Source organism: Thermanaerothrix solaris (assembly GCF_032334255.1).
Taxonomy (GTDB): Bacteria; Chloroflexota; Anaerolineae; order Anaerolineales; family Anaerolineaceae; genus Thermanaerothrix; species Thermanaerothrix solaris.
The window spans coordinates 249026-272709 of record NZ_JAUHMF010000002.1 but is presented as its reverse complement, the minus strand read 5'-3'; the positions used below and the strand labels follow the sequence as shown (position 1 = coordinate 272709).

The 23684-nt window shown below is 55.5% G+C and carries 20 protein-coding genes; 14 read left to right on the top strand and 6 right to left on the bottom strand.

What is annotated here, in order from left to right; translation table 11 throughout:
* Nucleotides 1-3 precede the first annotated feature (3 nt).
* The 4 genes from QYE77_RS09420 to QYE77_RS09405 form a co-directional block, all read right to left on the bottom strand.
* Nucleotides 4-1026, bottom strand: coding sequence for a D-2-hydroxyacid dehydrogenase (locus tag QYE77_RS09420; protein WP_315625146.1), 1023 nt, complete (start codon nucleotides 1024-1026; stop codon nucleotides 4-6).
* Between the two features lie 26 nt (nucleotides 1027-1052).
* Nucleotides 1053-1814, bottom strand: coding sequence for a CoA-transferase subunit beta (locus QYE77_RS09415; protein ID WP_315625145.1), 762 nt, complete (start codon nucleotides 1812-1814; stop codon nucleotides 1053-1055).
* Nucleotide 1815: 1 nt separating this feature from the next.
* On the bottom strand, nucleotides 1816-2724 hold the full coding sequence (locus tag QYE77_RS09410) for a CoA transferase subunit A (RefSeq protein ID WP_315625144.1): 909 nt from the start codon (nucleotides 2722-2724) through the stop codon (nucleotides 1816-1818).
* Between the two features lie 118 nt (nucleotides 2725-2842).
* The gene (locus QYE77_RS09405; RefSeq protein ID WP_315625143.1) at nucleotides 2843-4429 is read right to left on the bottom strand and encodes an aldehyde dehydrogenase family protein; all 1587 of its coding nucleotides are present in this window, start codon (nucleotides 4427-4429) and stop codon (nucleotides 2843-2845) included.
* A gap of 334 nt (nucleotides 4430-4763) precedes the next feature.
* Here QYE77_RS09405 and QYE77_RS09400 point away from each other — a divergent pair, with 334 nt between their 5' ends.
* The 11 genes from QYE77_RS09400 to QYE77_RS09350 all read left to right on the top strand — a co-directional run bounded on the left by QYE77_RS09400 (nucleotide 4764) and on the right by QYE77_RS09350 (nucleotide 19483).
* Nucleotides 4764-5810, top strand: coding sequence for a LacI family DNA-binding transcriptional regulator (locus QYE77_RS09400; RefSeq protein ID WP_315625142.1), 1047 nt, complete (start codon nucleotides 4764-4766; stop codon nucleotides 5808-5810).
* Between the two features lie 118 nt (nucleotides 5811-5928).
* Nucleotides 5929-7299: an extracellular solute-binding protein gene (locus tag QYE77_RS09395; protein WP_315625141.1), complete on the top strand. Its 1371-nt coding sequence runs from the start codon at nucleotides 5929-5931 to the stop codon at nucleotides 7297-7299.
* Nucleotides 7300-7386: 87 nt separating this feature from the next.
* The gene (locus QYE77_RS09390; RefSeq protein ID WP_315625140.1) at nucleotides 7387-8322 is read left to right on the top strand and encodes a carbohydrate ABC transporter permease; all 936 of its coding nucleotides are present in this window, start codon (nucleotides 7387-7389) and stop codon (nucleotides 8320-8322) included.
* A gap of 36 nt (nucleotides 8323-8358) precedes the next feature.
* Nucleotides 8359-9222, top strand: a complete 864-nt coding sequence (locus tag QYE77_RS09385; RefSeq protein ID WP_315625139.1) for a carbohydrate ABC transporter permease — start codon at nucleotides 8359-8361, stop codon at nucleotides 9220-9222.
* A 163-nt stretch (nucleotides 9223-9385) separates the two neighbouring features.
* Nucleotides 9386-10549 (top strand): glycosyl hydrolase family 8, encoded by a 1164-nt coding sequence (locus QYE77_RS09380; protein WP_315625138.1) that lies wholly within the window; start codon nucleotides 9386-9388, stop codon nucleotides 10547-10549.
* 22 nt (nucleotides 10550-10571) lie between these two features.
* Nucleotides 10572-11819, top strand: a complete 1248-nt coding sequence (locus QYE77_RS09375; RefSeq protein WP_315625136.1) for an endo-1,4-beta-xylanase — start codon at nucleotides 10572-10574, stop codon at nucleotides 11817-11819.
* Nucleotides 11820-11836: 17 nt separating this feature from the next.
* Complete coding sequence (xylA, locus tag QYE77_RS09370) at nucleotides 11837-13003, top strand: xylose isomerase (RefSeq protein WP_315625134.1); 1167 nt, start codon at nucleotides 11837-11839, stop codon at nucleotides 13001-13003.
* An 8-nt stretch (nucleotides 13004-13011) separates the two neighbouring features.
* Complete coding sequence (locus QYE77_RS09365; protein ID WP_315625133.1) at nucleotides 13012-15312, top strand: glycoside hydrolase family 3 N-terminal domain-containing protein; 2301 nt, start codon at nucleotides 13012-13014, stop codon at nucleotides 15310-15312.
* 25 nt (nucleotides 15313-15337) lie between these two features.
* Entirely contained in the window at nucleotides 15338-16831 is a 1494-nt protein-coding gene (gene xylB / locus QYE77_RS09360) for a xylulokinase (protein ID WP_315625132.1), read from the top strand.
* Between the two features lie 283 nt (nucleotides 16832-17114).
* Complete coding sequence (gene lipA, locus QYE77_RS09355) at nucleotides 17115-18062, top strand: lipoyl synthase (RefSeq protein WP_315625131.1); 948 nt, start codon at nucleotides 17115-17117, stop codon at nucleotides 18060-18062.
* Nucleotides 18063-18085: 23 nt separating this feature from the next.
* Nucleotides 18086-19483: a cryptochrome/photolyase family protein gene (locus QYE77_RS09350; protein ID WP_315625130.1), complete on the top strand. Its 1398-nt coding sequence runs from the start codon at nucleotides 18086-18088 to the stop codon at nucleotides 19481-19483.
* Between the two features lie 3 nt (nucleotides 19484-19486).
* Here QYE77_RS09350 and QYE77_RS09345 read toward each other — a convergent pair whose 3' ends face one another.
* Together QYE77_RS09345 and QYE77_RS09340 are read right to left on the bottom strand one after the other, a co-directional pair.
* Entirely contained in the window at nucleotides 19487-20437 is a 951-nt protein-coding gene (locus QYE77_RS09345) for a CAP domain-containing protein (protein WP_315625129.1), read from the bottom strand.
* 115 nt (nucleotides 20438-20552) lie between these two features.
* Nucleotides 20553-20972, bottom strand: a complete 420-nt coding sequence (locus QYE77_RS09340) for a CBS domain-containing protein (RefSeq protein ID WP_315625128.1) — start codon at nucleotides 20970-20972, stop codon at nucleotides 20553-20555.
* Between the two features lie 239 nt (nucleotides 20973-21211).
* On the opposite strand from QYE77_RS09340, the gene QYE77_RS09335 reads away from it, so the two are divergent.
* The 3 genes from QYE77_RS09335 (at nucleotide 21212) to QYE77_RS09325 (ending at nucleotide 23663) form a co-directional block, all read left to right on the top strand.
* A complete protein-coding gene (locus QYE77_RS09335; protein WP_315625127.1) occupies nucleotides 21212-21628 on the top strand; it encodes a hypothetical protein in 417 nt (138 codons plus the stop codon).
* Nucleotides 21629-21728: 100 nt separating this feature from the next.
* On the top strand, nucleotides 21729-22052 hold the full coding sequence (locus QYE77_RS09330; RefSeq protein WP_315625126.1) for an Asp-tRNA(Asn)/Glu-tRNA(Gln) amidotransferase subunit GatC: 324 nt from the start codon (nucleotides 21729-21731) through the stop codon (nucleotides 22050-22052).
* Nucleotides 22053-22061: 9 nt separating this feature from the next.
* Nucleotides 22062-23663: an amidase gene (locus QYE77_RS09325; protein WP_315625125.1), complete on the top strand. Its 1602-nt coding sequence runs from the start codon at nucleotides 22062-22064 to the stop codon at nucleotides 23661-23663.
* Nucleotides 23664-23684: the final 21 nt, after the last annotated feature.

Here is a 23684-nt window from a genome sequence, read left to right as displayed (position 1 = left end):
ACCTCAATACCCCCGTTGTCCCTGGTAACGATTGAGTAAAATACCGCCACCGAGGTAACGGTGCAGGTTTTCGGCAAACAATTCCACCGCCCGCTGCAGGTAATAGCGACTCACACCGGCAATGTGGGGGGTAATGATCACATTGGGCAGTTTCCAAAAGGGGCTATCGGCGGGCAGGGGTTCTTCCGGAAAGACATCCAGGGCGGCACCGGCGATGCGCCGTTCCTGCAACGCCTCCAACAACGCTGCAGTATCCACCACCCCACCGCGGCTGACATCTACCAGGTAGGCCGTGCGCTTCATTGCCGCCAGGGCTTCGGTATTGATGATGCCCCGCGTTGCCGGCGTCAACGGCAGGCAGATGACGACAAAGTCGCACCCGCGCAGCATCGAGGTCAAAGCCTGAATGGGATACAAGCGGGTGAAGAGATCGCCACCAGGGTCCCCCAGCCCGGGGCGGGTGTAACCCTCATCCTCGGGGTGCATCACATCACGCTTGGTAGCCAGGACGGTCACGCCAAAGGGATGGAGCAAGCGAGCGATCTCCCGTCCCACGCTGCCGTATCCCACAATCCCCACCGTGCTGTCGCGCAATTCCAAGGGAGCCAGGCGCTCCCAGCGGTCGCCGGGCCACTCGGCGCGGCGTTGCAGGTCAAACACCTCGGGCAGATGATGCCCCAAGGCCAGCATCATCATCACGGCGTGCTCGGCCACCTGTGAGGCTGCGGCGCCGCTGAGGGTGGTGAATTGCACCTCGGGCTTTTGCACCAACGGGGCATTGAGCAGATGATCCATGCCTGCGTAATGAACCTGTACCCAGCGCAGGTTAGGGGCCTGCTCCGGCGCAGGAAGCACCGAATCGGTATACAGCACTTCGGTCTGTGCCCACAAATCGGGTGGAATGTCCTCCGGACGACGCGCCGGATGCACCGTCAACCGCAACCGGGGGGAAACCTCGCGCAAAATGGTCACCAGAGGCTCCGGAAAGGCAACTGTGATCAACACGTTAACGGGCTGGGTGGCCATGGTTTCCTCCGCTCTGTCCGCCGGAATCAGCGTATGTAAATCCCCTGCGGATCCAGTTCCTCGCGCAAGATGCGTAGTTCCTCCGCAGTTGGCGGCTCGGTCTGGCGCAGATTGGCAGCCACCTTGAGCGGCCAACCGGTATTGGCCTGCACCTGCTCAACCGTAGCGCCGGGGTGCAGCGCGGTGAGCATCAATTCGCCGTTTTCATCCGGCTCCAGGATGCCCAAATCGGTCACCACGGCTTGCGGCCCGCCCCCGCGCACCCCACGGGCGAGGCGTTCTGTGCGCCCGCTCAAAAAGCCCGCCGAGGTGCAAAAATCCACCCGTTCCGGGAAGCGACGCTTCTGGTGCGGGGTAATGATATAGCACCGATTCGCCCAAGCCGCAATCTCCATCGAGCCGCCTGAACCGGGCAAGCGCACCTTGGGGTGAAAGTAATCCCCGATGACGGTGGCGTTGATATTCCCAAAACGGTCAATCTGCGCCCCGCCCAGGAAGCCCACATCAATCAGGCCGCGTTGCAGGTAAAGGCTGAAAATCTCGTACATGCTGCACACCAACGCCGCGCCGCTGACCAGGGTGGGATCACCGATGGAAAGGGGCAGGCGCGAGGGTCGTGCCCCGATCACCCCGGCCTCATAAATCATCACCAGATTGGGCGCATGGGTGCGTTGAGCCAGGTTGCAGGCTAAGTTGGGCAGCCCCACCCCGACGAAAACGACATCATGGTCGCGCAAGAGGCGCGCGGCGTTGATGGTCATCAGTTCAGCAGCGGTGTAGGGGCTCATCTCAGTAATCTCCGTAGTTGATCGGGGTAGACCAGCGCGGTTTCACTGCCAGGCGGCGGTGCGTTTCCTCACCCAATTTCTGCCAGTATTCCTGGCGATCCTTAACGCCAAAGACCCATTCGTCCAGCCAGGCTTGCACCGCCGCGCGCGACTCACTGAGTTGATCCCAAGCCAGGTAGAAGGCATTATCGCGGTCGTAGTAGCCCTGGGTGTACGAGGGATGGGCACAATAGGGGACGTGGCACACCGCATCCACCACAAACTCCGGGATCAAGGTGCGATTAGGATCGGAGCGGATAACCGCTTCATCCACAATTTCCTCCGCGGTGAGGATGACGTGGCGGGCGGCAAACGCGGCTTCCTTTTGTTCCCCCAGGATACCCCAGATGTGCGCATTGCCATGGCGGTCGGCGCGCTGGACATGGACGATGGCCACATCCGGGTTGAGCGGCGGCACGACCACCACCTCACGCCCGGTGTAAGGGTCTTGCAGGCGGCGATAGTTGGGGTTGACGCGCTCCAAGTCGCCTGCCGCGGTGGGATTCATCGGCATGAAAGGCAGCCCGGCAGCACCGGCGTGCAGGCGGGAAATCATCCCAAAGTGCGAGTATTCCTCCCATTCCAGGTTGCCGGCTTCAATCTCGGCGCGCACGATGCGCAGCGAGCCCACCCCGGGATTGCCCATGTAGGAAAAGATCAATTTGCGGGCGCATCCGGCAGCGACCATCTGCTCATAGATCAAATCGGGGGTGGCCCGAGCCAGCACCAGGTTACGCCGTCCCTGGCGGATGATCTCATGGGCAGCGGCAAAGGGAATGAGATGGGTAAAGCCGGCCGCATAAACGCAATCGCCGTCGTGGACGAATTCGGCAATGGCTTCAGAAAGCGAACACAGTTTATCGCGTGGCATGAGCAGATTCCATTCCCTCCCTAATTCTATCCGTAATAACCGCCGAAAAAAGGGCGACTTTTCACCAGTGGCGGGCAAAACGGGGGGCTGCCCTGCTGCGGACAGCCCCCGCATCATCTCAGAGCCGACGGATCAGGGTACGTGATTGCTCGTGCATGTAGAGTTGCAGGTAGTGCACACCGCCGGCGTTCTTGCCGGTGGAGCCGGAACCCTTCCACCCACCGAAGGGCTGGAAACCGGGCCAGGCGCCCGTGGTAGCACCCTGGGGACGGTTGGCGTACACCACGCCGGCCTCAATATGCTCAAAGAACCACTGCGCCTCCTCCTCGCTGCCGTAGAAGCCAGCGGTCAGGCCGTAATCCACGTCGTTGGCCAGGCGCATCGCCTCTTCCAGCGATTCGACCTTGGCAATGGTGCTGATCGGCAAGAACATCTCATACTTCCACAGGCGATGATTGAGCGGCAAGTCGGCCACCAGCGTCGGCGCGCAGAAGTAACCCTTGGCATACTCGCCCTCGGTGAGCACCTTGCCGCCGGTCAGGATGGTGCCAGCCTGGCTCAATTCCTCACAGAACGCCTGGTAATCGGCGTAGGATTTGCGGTTGATCACCGGGCCGAGGAAGTTCTTGCGCTCGGTCGGATCGCCGATGCTGAGTTTGTTGGTCAATTCCACCAGGCGGTTAACCAGTTGATCGTACACCGGGGCTTCAATGTAGATGCGGGAGCAGGCGGAACACTTCTGCCCCTGCAGCCCAAAGGCTGAGCGCACGATTCCCGCAGCAGCGTCTTCCAGGTTGGCGTGGCGGCTGACGATGGCCGGGTTCTTGCCGCCCATCTCCAGGATGGTCGGGCGTGGCCAACGCCCCTGGGCGAACGAGCGGTAGATGTGCATGCCCACATCATAGGAACCGGTGAAGGTAATACCGTCCACCTCGGGGCTGTCAATCAGCGCCTGTCCGAGGGTGCTGCCCGGGCCAGTGACGTAGTTGATCACCCCATCCGGCAGGCCGGCATCGCGCAGGCATTCGGCGATCAGGCGCACGCTCCAGGGCGTATCACTGGCCGGCTTCATCACCACCGTGTTGCCGGTCACCAGAGCCGCTGCCGCCGGACCACCGGTGAGCGCGCAGGGGAAGTTGAAGGGGCTGATCACCAGCCACACCCCGTAGGGGCGCAAGACCGAAACGTTGCGCGCCTCAAATCCCACCAACGGATCGCGCCCCATCTCAACGACAAAGCCGTTGTTGGCCTCCATGCGGTCGCAGGCGTAGCGGAAGAGATCCGCCGTCTCGGCCACATCGCCCAGCGCTTCCATGCGGTTCTTACCCACTTCCAACGAGACCACCGCCGCAATCTCGTAGATGCGCTGGTCAATCAGGTCGGCGGCTTTGCGGATCAGGGCAACGCGATCCTGCCACGGCATGCGGCTCCAGGCCGGAAAGGCGCGGCGGGCAGCAGCCAGGGCAGCCTGGGCATCTTCTGCGGTGCCCTGTTGAAAGATGCCTAACACCATATCGGTATTGGCGGGGTTGCGGTCTTCGAACTTCTTAGCAGCGAAGACCTCCTTACCGTCAATGATCATGCCGTGTTCTTGCCCCAATTTGGCCTTGACGCGCGCCAGTGCGTCTTCGAAGCGGGTATGCAGTTCTTCAGGGGGGTTGAACATTGTGGCATAGGTCAACTTAAAGGTGCTTTCAGCGGTCATAAACCAACGCCCTCCTTTTGTGAGACAGGGGAAATTTGGGGTGCGCCTGAACCGCTCAGGCAGTATTAAGTATAGCCAGGGCGATGGGGCAAGTCAAAGCCAGGGTGTCAGGCAGTTGGCAGGACGTTTGTCCCGAATCTGAGAAGGGCATGGGCGAAAGATTCTGGAATTTCAAGCCAGATATATTGACTTTTTTATTGTATTTGCTATAATTTTCTGTGAAAGCGCTTACAAAAACATTCATACCAAAACCGCTTTATTTTCCACATCAATCCCCTAATACAGGCAAAAATAATGGCTATTTCCCCCAACTTGCGGAGAAAAACCAGATTTTATGAAAACGCTTACAAATACATCCGTGCCGAATCATAAAGTTACTATCGTAGATGTGGCTAATGAAGCAGGGGTTTCGTTTGCCACCGTCTCGCGGGTTCTCAATAATAGCGCTCACGTGAAACCTGAAACCCGCGCACGGGTTTTGAGTGCTATGGAACGATTGGGATTTGTGGCCAATCGCCAGGCTCGTAGTTTGGCGGGGGGAAAAACAAATTGTATTGGTTTGCTGGTTCCTGATTTAGGTACAGGGTATATTGGGGAAATCATTCGTGGAATTGACGCCGAACTTACGTTGCGAGGCATTGATTTAATTCTTTATACCACCCATCGGACAGCAAGCAAAGAAGCCAATTATGTTGCGAATTTAGCCACAGGGATGGTAGATGGTCTCTTATTGGTCTTGCCGCGTAACCCGACCGATTACATTGGTACACTTACCCGACGAAATTTTCCTTTTGTGCTCATTGATCATCAGGGCACCGGGCAAGACTGTCCGGCCGTAGGGGCCACAAACTGGCAGGGAGCATATGAAGCAACTGAATACCTGATCAAATTGGGGCACCGACGCATTGGTTTTATCACGGGTTCCATGGACCTTGGGTGCGCCCAAGATCGTCTGGCTGGCTATCGCGCTGCGCTACGCACCTACCACATTCCTGAAGACCCCAATCTAGTCTATGAAGGTACCTTCTTCCAACCTGATGGCTACGCAGGGGCTTCAGCATTCTTGGATCTTCCCGACCCCCCTACCGCCATTTTTGCTTCTAATGATGTAATGGCAATGGGGGCAATGGATGCCATCCGTAATCGAGGATTGCGCATCCCCGATGATATTTCTGTCCTGGGATTCGACGACATTCCACAGGCTTCTCTTATCCGCCCCGCGTTAACCACCGTTCAGCAACCCCTTGAAAAAATGGGGCGATTAGCAGCCCAAATGCTGCTGGATTTACTGGAAAACCCTGCGCAAAAGGTAGAACGCATCGAGTTGCCCACTAAACTCATCATTCGAGAGTCGTGTCAGCCACCTCGGCAAGCCGATTGAACATCCCTTCATTTGTCCAGGAAAGGAGGTGAGTCTTATTGCAGAAGCGTTAAGGAGTTAAAGAAGAAGAGTGGAATCTCACGCCCCAATTTCCAAACGAACTCAGGAAGGAGAAACCATGAAACACAAGATCCTAATTTTGTCTTGCGTGTTGGTCTTGGTCGCGTTGGTGGTTTCAGCATGCGGGCCAACTACGACTGTGCAACCCGCCACACAAACACCCCAAAGTGCTCCAACCCAATCTCCACCCCAGGAAAGCACCAGTGGATCATCGGCGTCAACGTCGGGAAAGAAAGTCGTGATCACGTGGTGGCACATCACCACCGCCGAAGATCAGAAAGCGGTCTGGCAAAAACTAGCCGACGAATATATGGCCGCTCATCCCAACGTTGAGATTCAAATCACCGTGATGGAAAATGAGGCTTTTAAGACTAAGATGACCACCGTCATGCAATCCGGAAATCCACCTGACATTTTCCAGAGTTGGGGCGGTGGCGTCATGATCGAGTATGCTAAGGCGGGCCTTCTCCAAGACATTACCTCCTACTTAGATGCGGATAACGGTGCATGGCGCTCTACTTTCTCACCCGGCGCGCTGGCCGTGTATGCCTATGAAGGCAGGAATTACGGTGTACCCTGGGATATGGGGATGGTTGGGTTCTGGTACAACAAGACCCTCTTCTCTCAAGCCGGCATTGAGGCCCCACCGAAAACTTGGAGCGAATTACTTGAAGATGTGAAGAAGCTCAAAGCTGCGGGCATTACTCCAATCGCCCTAGGTGCTGGTGACAAATGGCCGGCTGCCTTTTGGTGGGAGTATCTTGCAGTGCGCCTTGGGGGTAAAGAAGCCTTTGATAAAGCATATTCCGGCCAGGGATCTTTTGCGGATGAACCATTTGTAGAAGCCGGGAGAAAACTTCAGGAACTGGCGGCCCTGCAACCTTTCCAGGACGGCTTTTTAGGCGCCACCTGGGGTGATGAAGCCACTCTGATGGGTAACGGAAAAGCCGCTATGGATTTAATGGGGCAATGGGCACCAGGAACCTTCCGAGATAACAGCCCAGACAAGAAAGGCATCGGCGATGCTTTGGGGTGGTTCCCCTTCCCAATGGTTGAAGGTGGTGCCGGAGATCCTTCCGACGCTCTGGGAGGTGGAAACGGATTTGCCATTGGTAAGAATGCTCCACCCGAGGCCATTGACTTTGTCAAATACCTAACTCGACCTGAATCGCAAATACAGTGCGCTCAGGTTGGATTCTGTCTCCCAGTTGTAAAAGGTGGCGAGGCCGGCCTCTCAGATCCGCTCCTTATTCAGGTCCAGAAAGGCGCGGCCAACGCCAAGTATTTCCAATTATACTATGATCAATTCCTGCCGCCCGCCACAGGATCTGTTGTCAATGACTCTGTTCAGGCGCTCTTAGCCAGTACAATGACGCCCGAACAAGCCGCCCAAGCCATTGCCGATTCCTTCACGCAGGAAATGAAGTAGCCAAGTTAGCTAGGTGGGAAGATGGGGTCTTTGTGAACCCCTACTTCCCACCTCCCGCTTATTGAGTTACCTTTAGGGAGAAATCTGATGCAGATTCCCATCAGCACTCGTTACCGGATATTGCGCACACCTTTTTCTTCCTATCGCCGCTCCCGGATAACGTTCACTGCGCTGCTTTTTCTTTTGCCTGCGTTTGTGTTCTTTACAATCCTTGTCGTGTATCCCGTTGGGCAATCCTTTTACTACAGCCTGTTCAACTGGAAAGGGTTTGGACCAGCGGTTGATTATGTTGGCTTCCAAAACTATCAACGTATTTTGACCGACAAAGCCTTTATCAAGGCTGTTTCAAACGGTCTTATCCTCGTCGGTCTATCGCTTGTTATTCAGTTACCTCTGGCTCTGGCCGTAGCCCTAATGGTAGGTCGAGAATTACCCGGACGCCGCCTTTTTCGCACCATCTTTTTTATGCCGTTCGTGTTTTCCGAAGTAATCACGGCGATTATGTGGATGGGGCTCTTTAACCCTGATCCCGATCGCGGGTTGTTCAATGCCTTGTTGGTATTAGTGGGGATAAAACCTCAAGGATGGTTGGGCGATCCCAACCAGGTCTTGGGCTGTATTTTCGCTGTCCTGACTTGGAAGTATTTCGGCTTTCACATGCTCCTTTACATGGCCGGCTTACAAAACATTCCCAAGGAAATAGAAGAGGCCGCCCTCATAGATGGAGCAAACGGTCGTCAAATGATCATGTTTGTTATTCTGCCCCTCCTGTGGGGAACAATACGCACATCAATCTATCTCTCTGTGTTGGGCGCACTACAACAGTTTGGCATTATATGGGTAATGACCAAAGGGGGCCCCGTCAATGCAAGTGAGGTCATGGCAACGTATATGTACCGATATGGGTTCGTGCGTTTCTGGTTGGGATATGGCTCTGCGGTTGCCATAGTAATGCTACTCATTTCTTTGGTATTCTCATTGGCCTATCTGAGGCTCGTCAAACAACAGGATTACCTGAGTTGATTCCCAGCCCCAAATATAGCTGAGGAGACCATTTCGATGAACACCTCTACTGTTCCCTTCTTCCAGAGAGCCTCGTTTAATCGAAAAATTTCCCTTCTGGTGCAATATCTCATTCTTTCCATACTAGTAATTGCCATCCTTACCCCTATCGTTATTTTAGTGTTTGGCAGCCTTAAGACGCGCGGCGAGATGTATTCTCGGCCCTATATCCCTCCCATTCCACCTTATTGGGAAAACTACATCAAAATATTGGGAACGCGCATTTTTTGGATCATGCTCTTGAACAGCCTCTATGTGTCGCTTTCAGTAACGATAGGGGTGCTTCTCATCTGTAGTTTAGCCGCATTCGCTTTCGCCCGTTTGAATTTCAGAGGGAAAGACTGGTTCTTCAATTATTTCACCTTGGGCTTAATGTTTCCTATCACCGTTGCCATCCTTCCTGTGTTTCTTGTAATTCGCCAAATTGGACTGACCAATACCTTAACCGGAATTATTTTGGTGCAAACCGCTTTTCAACTTTCGGGGAACATCATGATCCTGCGCAATTTTTTCTCCTCGATCCCCTTTGAACTCCAAGATGCGGCTTACATTGATGGATGTAACCCCTTTACTTTTCTTCTATACATTTTGCTTCCGTTGGCCCGCCCTGCGCTTTCAGCAGTAGCGGCATTAACGCTGGTTGCCAGTTGGAATGATCTGCTGGTGCCATTGGTGCTAGTAGACAAAGACACCTTGTGGACTCTGCCTTTGGGCACCATGCAATTTCAAGGACAATACGGTACCGATTTATCGCTTGTGGCCGCTTTTGTAGCCCTGTCGGCAATTCCTGCCGTTGTTTTCTATATCTTTGCCGAACGCCAAATTGTGACTGGTTTAACTGCTGGCGCTCTCAAAGGATGAAATGATGTACCTCATTAAGCGAATCTTAAAGTTTCAGGTTAGCAAGTCCTTTGTATTTGGGTTTCGATCTATCACCAGAGATCACTTTCTTGGGGTGCTTTCCCTCTTGTTGCTGTTCGCATCTTCAGGTTGTTCAGCCCTTCTATCTCCCCCGAGAGGTGACTTGATCACATCATCCCCAACTCACACATCCTTTCCTTATTACCAAACCAAGGCTTATCGCGATTACTTTCAAGAGTATCTTGGTAAGTCAGAGGAAGAAGTCGCATACAAAATCAATAAAGCCTGGCAACAGTTGTTTTACGGCGATGACTCGACGGAGCGCATTTACTATCCCGTGGGCACTGATATGGTCTACATCTTAGATGTGGGCAACGGGGATGTGCGCACGGAAGGAATGTCCTACGGAATGATGATCGCAGTTCAACTGAACCATAAAGAAGAGTTCGATCGTCTCTGGAAATGGACCAAAACGTATATGTATCAATCTGAGGGCCCATTCCGTGGTTACTTTGCTTGGCATTGCACCCCCGAAGGGCAAAAATTGGCTTCTAATCCCGCATCAGATGGCGAAGAATGGTTTGTAATGGCATTGCTATTCGCTGCTAATCGTTGGGGAAATGGTGAGGGGATTTTCAATTACCGCGAGGAAGCACAGCAAATTCTCAACACCATGCTCCACAAGAGTAAAGAAGATAACGGTATCGCTACAAGCATGTTCGATGCCGAATCAAAACAGGTTGTTTTTGTACCGAGCGGTCGTTATGCCACTTTCACCAACCCCTCCTACCATTTGCCTTTCTATTACGAGTTATGGGCACGGTGGGCAGCACAAGACAACGATTTTTGGCATAAGGCAGCTCAGACCAGCCGTAGTTTCTTTCATAAAGCAGCACATCCTCAGACAGGATTAATGCCCGATTATGCAAACTTTGATGGGTCACCGGTGAGTGATCCCGAACATGAGAACTTTCGGTTTGATGCGTGGCGAACTCTTGCTAACGTCGCCGTAGATTATGCCTGGTTTGGAGTAGATCCGTGGCAAATAGAGCAATCCAATCGAGTGTTGGATTTTCTAACCTCACACGGAATTCACACCTTTCCCAACCAATATACTCTGGATGGCATCCCCCTCTCATCTGAGCATTCTACAGGGTTGGTGGCGATGGCCGCAGTGGCAGGCATGATTGCCAATCCTCAAAAAGGAGAACCGTTTATTGAAGCGCTATGGAATGCCGACATTCCAACAGGGAAATGGCGCTATTACGATGGTATGCTCTATCTACTGGCTTTGTTGCATGTGAGTGGCAGTTTTCGCATTTATTAAGACGTTTGAAAGGAAATACACCGTGCATGAAGAATTAGACGCGGCGATTCAAAGCAACAGAGTTGTTACGGTAACGCTCACCCTTGTACATGATGGTGCACTTGTGGCGCATCAGAACGTTTTAGTACAGCAAAAGCGCCATGAATTGTTGTTTGGAGCCAACTGGGGTGATATTGCCTTAGCGTGGGTAAACGGTGAACTTGAGGGTCGAGAGAAAGAACTGGCCGAATTGCGCAACGAGTATTTTTTGCAAATTTTCAATCAAGTTACACTCCCATTCTATTGGGCTCAGATTGAACCCCAACGCAATCAGTACGCACATCAGACCCAACGTCTACTAAATCTGGTTCAATGGTATAAAGAGCACGGTTGTACGGTTAAGGGACACCCCTTATGCTGGCACACGTTATCTCCCAATTGGTTGCTGGAGTTGGATAATCGGGAGATTTTGCAAACCCTTTTAAGGCGCATCCAGCGCGAGATCACCAACTTTGCCGGCTTGATTGATGTCTGGGATGTCATCAACGAGCCGGTTATTATGCCCATCTATAACCGCTATGATAACGGCATCACGCGAATTTGCAAAGCGCTAGGGCGGATCAGCCTTATCCGCGCCACTTTCGACGCTGCGCGCGAGGCCAATCCTAAAGCCATTCTACTCATCAATGATTTTGATATCTCATCCGCTTATGAAATATTGATTGAAGAATGTTTGGCAGCAGGGATATCCATTGATGCGATAGGTATTCAATCCCATATGCATCAGGGTTACTGGGGGGTAAAGAAAACCTTGCAAATTCTGGACCGTTTCTCTCGCTTCGGATTACCAATCCACTTTACTGAGATCACCCTTGTTTCCGGTCACCTCATGCCACCGGAGATTGTTGATTTGAACGATTATCAAGTCAACAAATGGTCGACTACATCGGAAGGAGAAGAACGTCAAGCGTTAGAGGTTGTATTGCACTATAAGACGCTGGTTTCCAACCCTAATGTCCAGAGTATAACTTGGTGGGATTTCTCGGATGGAGGTTGGCTCAATGCGCCCGCCGGGCTGTTGCGCCGCGATATGTCTCCGAAGCCTGCCTATGAGGCCTTGCTCAAGTTGATAAAAGGGGAGTGGTGGTTATCACCCACCCAAATGACCACAGATGCCAAAGGGCAACTTGTCCTCATTGGCTTTCCGGGTGAGTATGAATTGGTAATTGGGAACCATAAAGTTCCTTTTTCCTTACGTAAGAATCTCGATTCACTGGTCATTCATCTGTAAAAACCAAGGAGGATACTATGAGCGACTATACTCCCAAACCCGAACACCTTTTCACCTTTGGTCTCTGGACAGTGGGCAATGTGGGGCGTGATCCGTTTGGACATCCGGTGCGTAACCCGCTATCTCCCGTAGAACTCGTCTATTTGCTTGCCGAAGTCGGTGCCTACGGCGTAAATTTCCATGACAATGATCTCATTCCCATTGATGCAACCCCTGCTGAGGCAGAAACAATCAAAAAGGAGTTTCGTAAAGCCCTTGAAGCGACAGGCCTCAAAGTACCAATGGCCACCACAAATCTATTTAGTGATCCCGCTTTTAAGGATGGTGCTTTCACCAGCAACGATCCAAAGGTGCGGGCTTATGCGCTTCAGAAAACGATGCGTGCTATTGATCTGGGGGTGGAATTCGGGGCAAAGATATATGTCTTTTGGGGTGGTCGTGAGGGCACCGAATCGGATGCAACAAAAAACCCATCTCTTGCCATCCAACGGATGCGGGATGCTCTCAATTTTCTTTGTGAGTATGTTCTGGATAAGAAATACACGATCAAATTTGCTCTTGAAGCCAAACCAAATGAGCCACGAGGCGATATCTATTTTCCCACCACAGGACACATGTTGGCTTTTATCAACACCTTGGACCATCCTGAAATGGTTGGGGTCAATCCCGAAGTTGCTCATGAGCACATGGCCGGGCTTAACTTTCTTCATGGAGTAGCCCAGGCATGGGAAGCCGGAAAACTCTTCCACATTGATTTGAATGATCAATACCCTGGCCGCTACGATCAGGATTACCGTTTTGGCTCAAGAGATCTAAAAGCAGCCTTTTTCCTGGTGAAATTCCTTGAAGACGTGGGATATTCCGGCCCCCGCCATTTTGATGCCCATGCCTATCGTACCGAAGATTACGAAGGCGTCAAAGATTTTGCCCGAGGATGCATGCGTACATATCTCATCCTCAAAGAAAAGGCCGAACTGTGGAATTCGGACCCCGAAATCCAGGCCCTGCTTGCTGAGATAAACGCTGAAGATGAGACATTAACGCCCTATCTGAAGAAATACACACCTCAAAATGCGGCCTTCCTTAGCAGTTTTGCTTTTGATCGCCAAGCTCTGGGTAAACGCGGATTAAAGTATGAGCGTCTCGATCAACTAACTATGGAAATTCTACTAGGCGTCCGCTAGGAGTTTATATGATTGCCTCTGCACAACAACGCATAGATGATCTTCTTGCACAAATGACGTTGGACGAGAAACTGGCACAACTCACTTCATGCTGGATGTATGAACTGATGAGCGGCGATCACCTTGATATGGTTAAGGTGAGTCGGCGCCTACAACATGGAATTGGACAAATCACTCGCCCAGGTGGTGCCTCGACGCTCTCGCCTCGTGAAATTGCTCAGGCCATTAATCGTTTACAACGTTTCTTGGTTGAACAAACACGTCTTGGCATCCCGGCTATTATGCATGAAGAAACTTGTTGTGGTGCCATGGTCTATGGCGGAACAATGTTCCCACAATCTATCGGGTTGGCCAGCACTTTTCAGCCTTCTCTAGTTGAGGAGATGGCTCGAGTTATTCGTCATCAATTACTTGCCATTGGTGCCCGTCAGGGCTTGGCACCCATGCTTGACTTAGCTCGTGATCCGCGTTGGGGGCGAGTAGAAGAAACTTTCGGTGAAGATCCAACACTGGTAGCCCATTTCGGCGTAGCCTACATTCGGGGTCTTCAGGGTGAGTCCCCTCGTGAGGGGGTGCTGGCTACGGGGAAACATTTTATCGGTCACAGCATGTCCCAAGGAGGGTTAAATTGCGCTCCCGTTCATATGGGGTGGTACGAGTTACACGATTCTTTCCTCATTCCCTTTCAGGCGGCTATAGAGGAAGCGCAATTGGGCTCTATCATGAACGCCTACCCCGAATTAGACGGAGAGGTTATCGCGACATCCAGGCGATTACTCACCGACCTGCTACGTAAAGAACTTGGCTTCAAGGGACTGGTGGTCTCCGATTATGAAGCCATTCAGATGATCCACACCTACCACAAAGCAGCATCCGACCTACGCCGGGCGGCAGTTTTGGCTATTAAAGCCGGCATTGATGTTGAGCTCCCAACTACCGTCTGCTATGGTGATCCCTTGCGCACGGCACTAGAACTTGGCGAGATTGATCAAGAGACCATTGATCAGGCAGTTCGCCGTCATTTGCAGGCCAAATTTGATTTAGGTCTTTTTGATAACCCCTACGTTGATGAAGATAAAGCGGAAGAGGTCTTCCTTAACCCGGAAAATCAAAATTTAGCCCGCCGTCTTGCGCGAAGCAGTTTAGTGCTTCTGAAGAATGACGGATTATTACCTCTAAATCGTTCTCTACATACCCTGGCTGTGATAGGGCCCAATGCCCATAGCGGACGAAATCTTCTCGGCGACTATTCTTATCGGGCTCAACGAGAATTGATCGAGGCCCGACAGGGCACGTTAGAAGCCACAGATGAAATCGGCCATCCCAAGATTCATACCATACTAGAAGGGTTGCAATCTTTGGTGTCACCAGATACTCGCATCATTTATGCGCAAGGCTGTGATAACCTGAGCCGAGATACAAGCGGATTTGAAGAGGCAATTTGCGCTGCCCGGCAAGCAGATGCGGTGGTCTTGGTTCTTGGAGACCGGTCCGGATTTTTACCAAATTGTACAACCGGGGAAACACGAGATAACGCCTGGCTCTCTTTACCGGGGGTGCAGAATGAGTTGGCCCGAGCCATTTTAGATACTGGCAAACCCGTTGTAGTTGTTTTAGTCACCGGGCGCCCCTATGTCATTTCAGAACTGGCCGAGCGGGCAAATGCCATCCTTCAGGCCTGGTTGCCCGGCGAGGAAGGAGGAATGGCAATTGCCGAAGCGCTGTTGGGTGACTATAACCCGGGTGGCAAGTTACCCATTACTTTCCCGCGCTCGGCTGGTCAAATACCTTTGTTTTATAATCGCAAGCCCTCTGCCCTAACTTCTCATTGGCATACGGATTATGTGGATGAAACGGTTAAACCGCTTTTTCCGTTTGGCCATGGATTGAGTTATACCACATTCACCTATGAGAATCTTAACATCCAGCCCACCCAAGTACTTCCAAATCAGGTCGTTGAGATCAGTCTGGATGTGATCAATCGCGGTTCAAAACCGGGTGATGAAGTGGTGCAACTTTACATTCGCGATGAGTACGCTAGCCTGCCACGACCAATAAAGGAACTCAAAGGTTACGCACGCATTAACCTTGAAGCAGGTGAGCGTAAACACGTTATATTCCACCTGCCAGTTAACCAACTGGCGTTTTATAACTCTGACCTGTGTTTGGTCCTGGAACCTGGCCGCATTGAGGTTATGGTGGGCAGTTCATCAGAAGATATTCGCCTACGCGGTGAATTTGAAATTATTGGAAACGAAGCGTGGAAGATTGAGCGACGTGAATATTTTTGCCCGGTCGAAGTAAAGTGAGGATCTGCTCTGAGGAGGAAGGGTCATGGGATACTATTTAGGGCTGGATATTTCTACGACAAGCAGCAAAGCCCTCATCATGGATGATCAAGGAGCCGTGGTTGGCACAGCTTCGTCTCCGCATACATTGCAATCCCCACATCCGCTTTGGTCAGAACAAGACCCCAGCGAATGGTGGCATGCTGTTTCAACAAGCATTCGACAGGTACTTCGGGAGAACGACATTGCTGGCCAAGAGGTTGACGCCATAGGACTCACCGGCCAAATGCACGGGTTAGTTCTTCTGAGCGAAAAAGGACAAGTGTTAAGACCGGCAATCCTGTGGAATGATCAACGCACCCAACCCCAGTGCGATGAGATTCACCAGCGTGTGGGTAAAGAGCGCTTCATCAAGATAACCGGAAATGTGGCGCTTACCGGCTTCACAGCTCCCAAGATCCTATGGGTACGAGAAAACGAACCCCACATATATAGCAATGCAAGGCACGTACTCTTGCCCAAAGATTACATTCGCTACCGATTGACCGGAGACTATGCCATGGATAAAGCAGATGGCTCTGGCACGGTTCTTTTCGACTTACCAAAACGCGATTGGTCGAGAGAAATTCTGGAATTACTGGATCTTCCCCCTGACTGGTTTCCCAACACTTATGAAGGTCCTGAAATTACCGGCGAGATCACCCAAGAAGCATCTGAAATCACGGGGTTGAGAGCCGGTACGCCGGTGGTGGCCGGTGGCGGCGATCAAGCAGCGCAAGCCGTGGGGGTTGGAGCCGTAGAACCGGGAATCATTGCGCTCACTGTCGGAACAAGTGGTGTGGTCTTTGCCTCCACACCTGCGGCTTTAATTGAACCCGAGGGGCGTCTCCATGCCTTTTGTCATGCAGTACCGGGAATGTGGCATCTCATGGGAGTAATGCTTTCGGCGGCCGGTAGTTTACAATGGTACCGAGATCATCTCGCTCCTCACATGAGCTTTGATGATCTCCTCACTGAAGCCACAAACATACCTGCTGGGAGTGAAGGATTGCAGTTCATGCCCTATTTAACAGGTGAGCGTACTCCATACCCTGATCCCTTGGCACGAGGCGCCTGGATCGGATTAACCGTGCGTCATGGTCGAGGTCACATGACACGCGCATTGCTTGAAGGCGTTGCTTTCGGTTTGAAAGATAATCTAACCCTGATTCAAAACTCTGGTTTGGGTGAGATCAATCAAGTGAGAGTCTCTGGAGGTGGGGCAAAGAGTGTTCTATGGCGCCAAATTTTGGCCAATGTTCTAGAGATTGAACTGGTAACGGTCAATACGACCGAGGGAGCTGCCTATGGCGCCGCACTACTCGCAGCCGTAGGTTGTGGCCATTGGTCGGATGTTCGTGCTGCTTGCACGGATGTGATAAAGATAACTGACCGGATCCAACCAATTGCGGAAGAGAGAGAAATTTATCGTCAGGCCTATGAGATCTACCACCAACTCTATCCAGCCCTAAAGCCAATTTTTCCAAAAATGTCAAAATAACTCGCTCTGTTGCAAAGAACAAAAGAATCCTGATCGGCGGGCACCTGATGAGACGGTGAGGGCAACTCAGACAGAACGATTCTTTCCCTGTTCATGTCTTGGAATTTCGTTTTATGACTTTCCATAATCATATGCAACAGGGCAATTTCAAAGGCATAACACAAAAGGGGTTGCCGTTATATTTGCCTCTTCTTTTTCCAACCTCATTGCTCCGAAAACAGGTGTGACAACGCCCGCCATCCCGGCGCGAATCATGTATAATCGGGGGCAAGGAGTGACGTTTATGCCAAACGAAGCCACCCGCCAACGCGTTGATCCCCAAACCCTGGATACCACGCCGCGCCGCCGCCCGGAATGGATCCGCGTGCGCGCCCCCAGCGGCGAGACGTATGAATGGTTGCAGAAACTGATGCGCCAGAAGGCGCTGCACACGGTGTGTGAAGAAGCCGCCTGCCCCAATATGGGTGAGTGCTGGGGGGCCGGCACCGCCACCTTCCTGATGATGGGCGATGTCTGCACCCGCACCTGCGGCTTTTGCGATATCAAACATGGCCGCCCAAGTGCCCTGGATTTTCTGGAGCCGGAGCGCGTCGCCCAGGCGGTCAAGGCGATGAACCTGCAGCACGCCGTCATCACCAGCGTCAACCGCGATGACCGCCGTGACGGCGGTGCCCCCATCTTCGCCATGGTCATCCGCCGCATCCGCGAGATTCACCCCGGCTGTTCCATCGAGGTGCTCATCCCCGATTTCAAGGGCAGTGCCGAGGCGCTGCGCATCGTCATGGAAGCCCGCCCCGAGATTCTCAACCACAACGTCGAGACCGTACCACGCCTGTTCAAATTGGTTCAGCCTCAGGATCGCTATGAATGGGCGCGGGCGACCCTCTCCAATGCCAAGGCCATGGATCCCGACGTGCTGACCAAATCGGGGATCATGGTCGGGCTGGGTGAGACCATGGATGAAGTGAAAGCGGTGATGGAAGATCTGCGTTCGTGGGGTGTGGATATTCTCACCATTGGCCAATACCTGCAACCCAGCCGTCACCACCTGCCGATTGCCCGCTACTACACCCCGGAGGAATTTGCCGAACTCAAAGCCTTTGGCCTGGCCATTGGCTTCAAGTGGGTGGAAAGCGGCCCGCTGGTGCGCTCGTCTTACCATGCCGCCGAGCAGGTGCGCGCGTTGAGCGTGGTGCACCGCAAACTTTACGGCAGCCCCTTGCCCACCTAAAGCCGCCCCCAACGGAGGTCTGGATGCCTCTCGCCATCTGGTGGATCCGGCGCGACCTACGTCTCCACGCGAATGCCGCGCTGAATGCCGCCCTGCGCGATGGCTTTGCGCCTCTGCCCCTGTTCATCCTTGACCCCCACCTGCTGCACAACCGCTTCACCGCGCCCCAACGCGGGGGCTTTTTGAGCGCCAGCCTGCACGACCTGGCTGCAGCCCTGGAAGCGCGCGGGGCGTACCTGCTTGTGCGCCGCGGCGACCCCTTAGCCGTCCTGCGCCAGGTGCTGGCCGAGAGCGGTGCCACCCGCATCTACGCCGAGGAAGACTACACCCCCTATGCCCGCCGTCGCGATGCCCGTGTGGCCCGCGACCTGCCCCTGGTGCACGTCCTGGGGTTGACGGTGCACCACCCGGATAGTGTGCGCAAGCCCGACGGCACCCCCTATACCGTCTTCACCCCGTTCAGCCGGGCCTGGAAGGCGCTCCCCTTGCCCTCGGCCGACGCAGGACTTTCCATTCCCACCCCCTGGCCGCCGGTGCCCCGCCTGCCGGGCGATCCCCTGCCGGAGATGCCTCCACCCCCGGCGTTCCCCGCCGGTGAGGCCGCCGCCCAGGCCCGCCTGCAAGAATTTCTCGCCGCCGCCGTGTATGACTATGCCGTGGCGCGCAATCGCCTTGACCTGGACGGCACCTCGCGCCTCTCACCCTACCTGCGCTTCGGCCTGCTCTCGGCGCGCCAGGTGGTACAGGCGGCGCGTAATGCCCTGACCCAAGCTGCCCATCCCGCGGCGCGGCGCGGCGTGGAGACCTTCATCAACGAACTGATCTGGCGCGAGTTCTACCACAGCATCCTCTATCACTTTCCCCAGGTGGTAAAAACGGCCTTCCGCCCGGCCTATCGCGACCTGCCCTGGCGCACTGCCCCCGAAGACTTGCGCGCCTGGCAGGAAGGGCGCACCGGCTACCCCATCGTGGATGCCTGCATGCGTCAGTTGCAGCACGAGGGCTGGATGCACAACCGCGGGCGCATGATCGTGGCATCATTCCTGGTCAAAGATCTGCTGATTAACTGGCAGGAGGGGGAGCGCTGGTTCATGCAGCACCTGGTGGATGGCGACATCGCCGCCAACAACGGCGGCTGGCAGTGGGCCGCCGGCACCGGCACCGATGCCGCGCCGTATTTTCGCATTTTCAATCCCGTCCTGCAAAGCCGCCAATTCGACCCTGAGGGGCACTTCATCCGCCGCTGGGTACCCGAACTGGCAGCGCTCCCGACCGAATATCTGCACGCCCCCTGGCAAATGCCGCTGGAGGTGCAACGCCGCTTTGGGGTGCGCATTGGGCACGACTACCCCGCCCCGCTGGTGGATCATGCGCTAGCGCGGGCGCGCGCCCTGGCTGTCTTCCGTCGGGTCAGTGGCTAGGCGCTACTTGCGCCCGCGAAAACCGGCCACCACCACGACCGTCAAACCCACCACGCTGAGGATCAATAAGCCCCAGCCGAGGTAACGGCGCTGTTCGGGGTCGCGCAGCACCTGTGCCGGCAGCCATGGGCGCGGAGTGACCGTAGGGGTGGGGGTGATGGTGCGGGTGGGAGTGGGTGTGCGTGGCGTGGGGGTGGGGGTCGGGGTGCGCGTGGGCGGCGGCACGGTTGGGGTGACCGTGGGCGAGAGGGTAGGCGTAAACGAGGGGCGCACGATCAAATCCTGCCCTGCCCACAGCACCGGCGTGGGCGCCAGATGGTTAAGCGCGATCAGATCCGCGATCTTCACCCCATAGGCAATGGCAATGCTCCACAAAGACTGCCCCGGCTGCACCTTGTGTACAATGGAGCCATCGCTCTGGGGGGTCGCCGTCTGCACCGGAATGATGATCTGGGGGGTGGTCACCGCCGCTGTGCCTGCCACGGGCGCGCGCGGGGTGTACCCCGCCGCCGCACCGGCAAAATAGGCCGCGTGGAGCACGTAGTAAACGCGCCCATCCCCGCTCTCGACCACCCCTGCCCCCACATGGACGTAGTTGGCCTGGGTCATTGGCAGCATGTGGGTGGCATCCGCCCAATCCTGATAAACGACTTGTTCCACGGTGCGGTTATAGCCGCACGCGATGTTCTCGGTGGCGAAGACGGTTGCCCCGCCGCCATAACCAGCTGCCGCTACCCGTCCGCTGACGTTGCCGATATGGGCACAGGTGCCGCTGCTGGCCATCGTTTCCGCGGTGGCTTGCGCCGTAGCCATCAGGATCGGATCCACGATGAGCGCGGGCAGGCCGTTGGCAGTGCGAATCTGGTTGACCAGGTCAATCAGCGCCTGGGCACTGCCGGCCTGGGCGTGGGCAGGAAATGGGGATGCCCACAACGCCCCCCATAATGTCATCATCAGGATTAAATAAAACCAATGGTTGTATCTCATTACGCCCGGATTATAAACGACGTGCCGGGGTTATGGCAATTCGCCCACCCCGGCCCAAATGGATTAGGCACCGCTGGTTGGTTCAAGAGAAAGACCGGTCGCCGCCGCCATGCCCCATCGTTTCAGCGATGAACAGGAAGTCGGTCGCCGAGATCATGCCCACGATGTTCCCGTGTTCGTCGGCCACCGGAAGATGATGGATGCGCTTTTCCAACATCAGTTTGGCGCATTCTTCGACCGTGGCGTCCTTCGGGACGGTGATCAGAGGGCTGCTCATGATCTCGCGCACCTTGAGTTCGGAGGGGTTGCGCCCGTGAGCGACGATTTTGTCGCAGACGTCAATCGAAGTCACAATGCCGTACTCGGGGTTGGTTTCGGTCTTGCGCACAATCAGGCTGTTGACGTAGCGGCGGCGCATCAGTTTAAGCGCCTCGGTGACGGTGGCGTCTGGATCCACAAAGACGACGAGGTCATTCATCCAGTCGCGGACGGTATTCTGCATGGTCGCTCCTCTCCATCTAGGTGATTCGGGGGGTTTCAAAAACGAGTATAGCATAGGCATTACCCGAATGCAAAGCGCCTCCGCGGGGAATTTTCAACACGAGCCACTTTTGTAGATCCCCCTGGCAGGCGCGGCTTTCATTGCTTGACAGGATCTCAATCTCGGATATACTGACATTGACCCTGCCGAGCACATTCCGCGCACGACTGTGACCCTGGCTGTGAGGGAGTCCCGCCACCATGCGCGATAATCTCTGGAATCTGCTTACCCTGCTCGCCCTGTTGGCGACCCTGGGGGTGGTTTTAATCTTCATCCTGATCTTCCTCAACCCCTACACGCCGCTGAACCCGTTTCCGCCGCCGACCCTGCCGCCGCGCCTGGAGCTCCCCACCAGCACCCCCACCCTGCGCCAGTTGCCCCCCACCTGGACGTCAACACCGCCGCTGGGCTTCGAAACGCCCACCCCGCGCCCGACCTCAACCCTTCCCCCCACCTATACCCCTTTTTTCATCCCCACGCCAACCCCTACCCTGACCCCCACCCGCACGCCGACCGTCACCCGCACCCCCACCCGCACGCCGACTATCACCCCCATTCCTACCGATACGCCCATTCCCTCGGCCACCCCTATTCCTACCGAAGAAATGACCCCATGAGCCCGATTCTTGTTTTGGGGTGAAACAAAGCGCCAACCCGGGCATTAAGGTAGAATTGTGCCTGTGAACATCCTAGACCCGAAGATTGACGAGGAATCCTATGCCGGCAGAAGAGATTGATCGCGACACCTTTGCCCATCTGGTGCACTTGGCAGCGCTGGAGTTGGACGAAGCCCAGGCTGACTACCTGCGCCGCGAACTCAACCATCAGTTAGGCGCCATTCACGAACTGGAAGCTATCCCCCTGGATGCCGACGTGCCGATCACCTCGCACGGCGTGCCTTACCCCCCCGAAATCTGCCCGCCCTTGCGCGCGGACGACTGGCAGCCCTTCCCCAATACCGCCGATATCCTCAACCAGGCGCCACAGGTCGAGGAAGGCTACGTCGTCGTCCCTGATATCCCCCACACCACGCTGGAATAATGAGGACCCATGGAACTGTGCGACTTATCGGCTCATGAACTCAGCCTGTTGCTGCGCCAGGGGCGCGTTTCTGCCGTGGAGATTCTCGAATCCTGCCTGCAGCGCATTGCCCGGGTGGATGGACGCCCCGGCGCGTTGGAGCCAGGCGACCCCCTGCCCGAGGACGCCGAGCGCGTACATGCTTTCATCACCCTGACCGCCGAACGCGCCCGCGCCCAGGCCGAGGCGGTGGATCGCCGCCTGGCTGCCGGCGAGGCCCTCGGGCCCCTGGCTGGCATCCCCTTCACCGTCAAGGATATCTTCTGTGTCCAGGGCACGCCCTCGACCGCCGCTTCGCGCATCCTGGCCAATTTCGTGGCCCCCTACACCGCCACCCCCGTGGCGCGGATGGAAGCCGCCGGCGCGATCATGCTGGGTAAGGTCAACCTGGATGAATTCACCTACGGCTCATCGAACGAATCATCAGCCTTCCGCCCTACCCCGCGCAACCCGTGGAAACTGGACCGCGTGCCGGGCGGCTCGTCCGGTGGGAGCACGGCCAGCGTCGCCGCCGGCGAGGCTCCACTCTCGCTTGGCACCGATACCGCCGGCTCCATCCGCCAGCCGGCGGCCTTCTGCGGTGTGGTGGGGGTCAAGCCCACCTACGGGCGCGTTTCGCGCTACGGGCTGATCGCCTTCGGTTCCTCGCTGGACTGTCCCGGCCCCATCGCCCGCAACGTCACCGACGCCGCGCTGATGCTCCAAGCCATCGCCGGCCCCGATCCCCACGACAGCACCGCCGCCAACCTGCCCGTCCCGGATTATCTGGCCGCGTTGGAAGAGGGCGTGAAGGGACTGCGCATTGGCCTATCGCCGGATTACTTCCGCATCACCTTCCCTGATCCCGAGCGCGGGGAATACGACCAGCAGCCTATTCCGGCCGAGATCGCCGATGCGGTGCGCCGTGCTGCCGACGTCCTGGCCGACCTGGGCGCCGAAATCATCGAAGACGTGCCCATGCCCAACACCCGCTACGGCATTCCGGCTTACTTCGTCATCAGCCGCGTCGAAGCCGCCTCGAACCTGCACCGTTACGATGGCGTCAAATACGGCTACCGCACCCCGCAACCGGTGCAGGACCTGCACGAGATGTATCGCAAGACGCGCAACGAGGGCTTCGGCCTGCAGCCCAAACTGCGCATTCTGATGGGCATGTACGTCAGCGCCGCTCAATACAGCGCGCAGTATTACCAGCGCGCCCTGCGCGTGCGCACGCTCATCCGCCGCGATTTTGAGCAAGCCTTTGACCCCCACGGTAAGTATCGCCTGCACGCCCTGCTCACCCCGACGACACCGACCACGGCCTTCCCCCTGGGCGCCGTGTACGGTGATTCGGTGCTGATGCAGTACGCCGATCAGCTGACCGTCCCGGCCAACCACGCCGGAATCCCCGGCATCTCCATCCCGGCCGGGCTGGATCATGAGGGGCTGCCCATCGGCATTCAATTCCTCGGCCCCGATTTCAGCGAGGCGCTGCTCTTACGCATTGCTCGCGCCTTCGAGCGCGCCACCGAAGACGCCCCCTGGCGGCAAGCGCGCCCCGAGGTGCTGCAGCACCTGGCAGCGTCCTAGTGTCTCGGGGGGGAGTTGCGG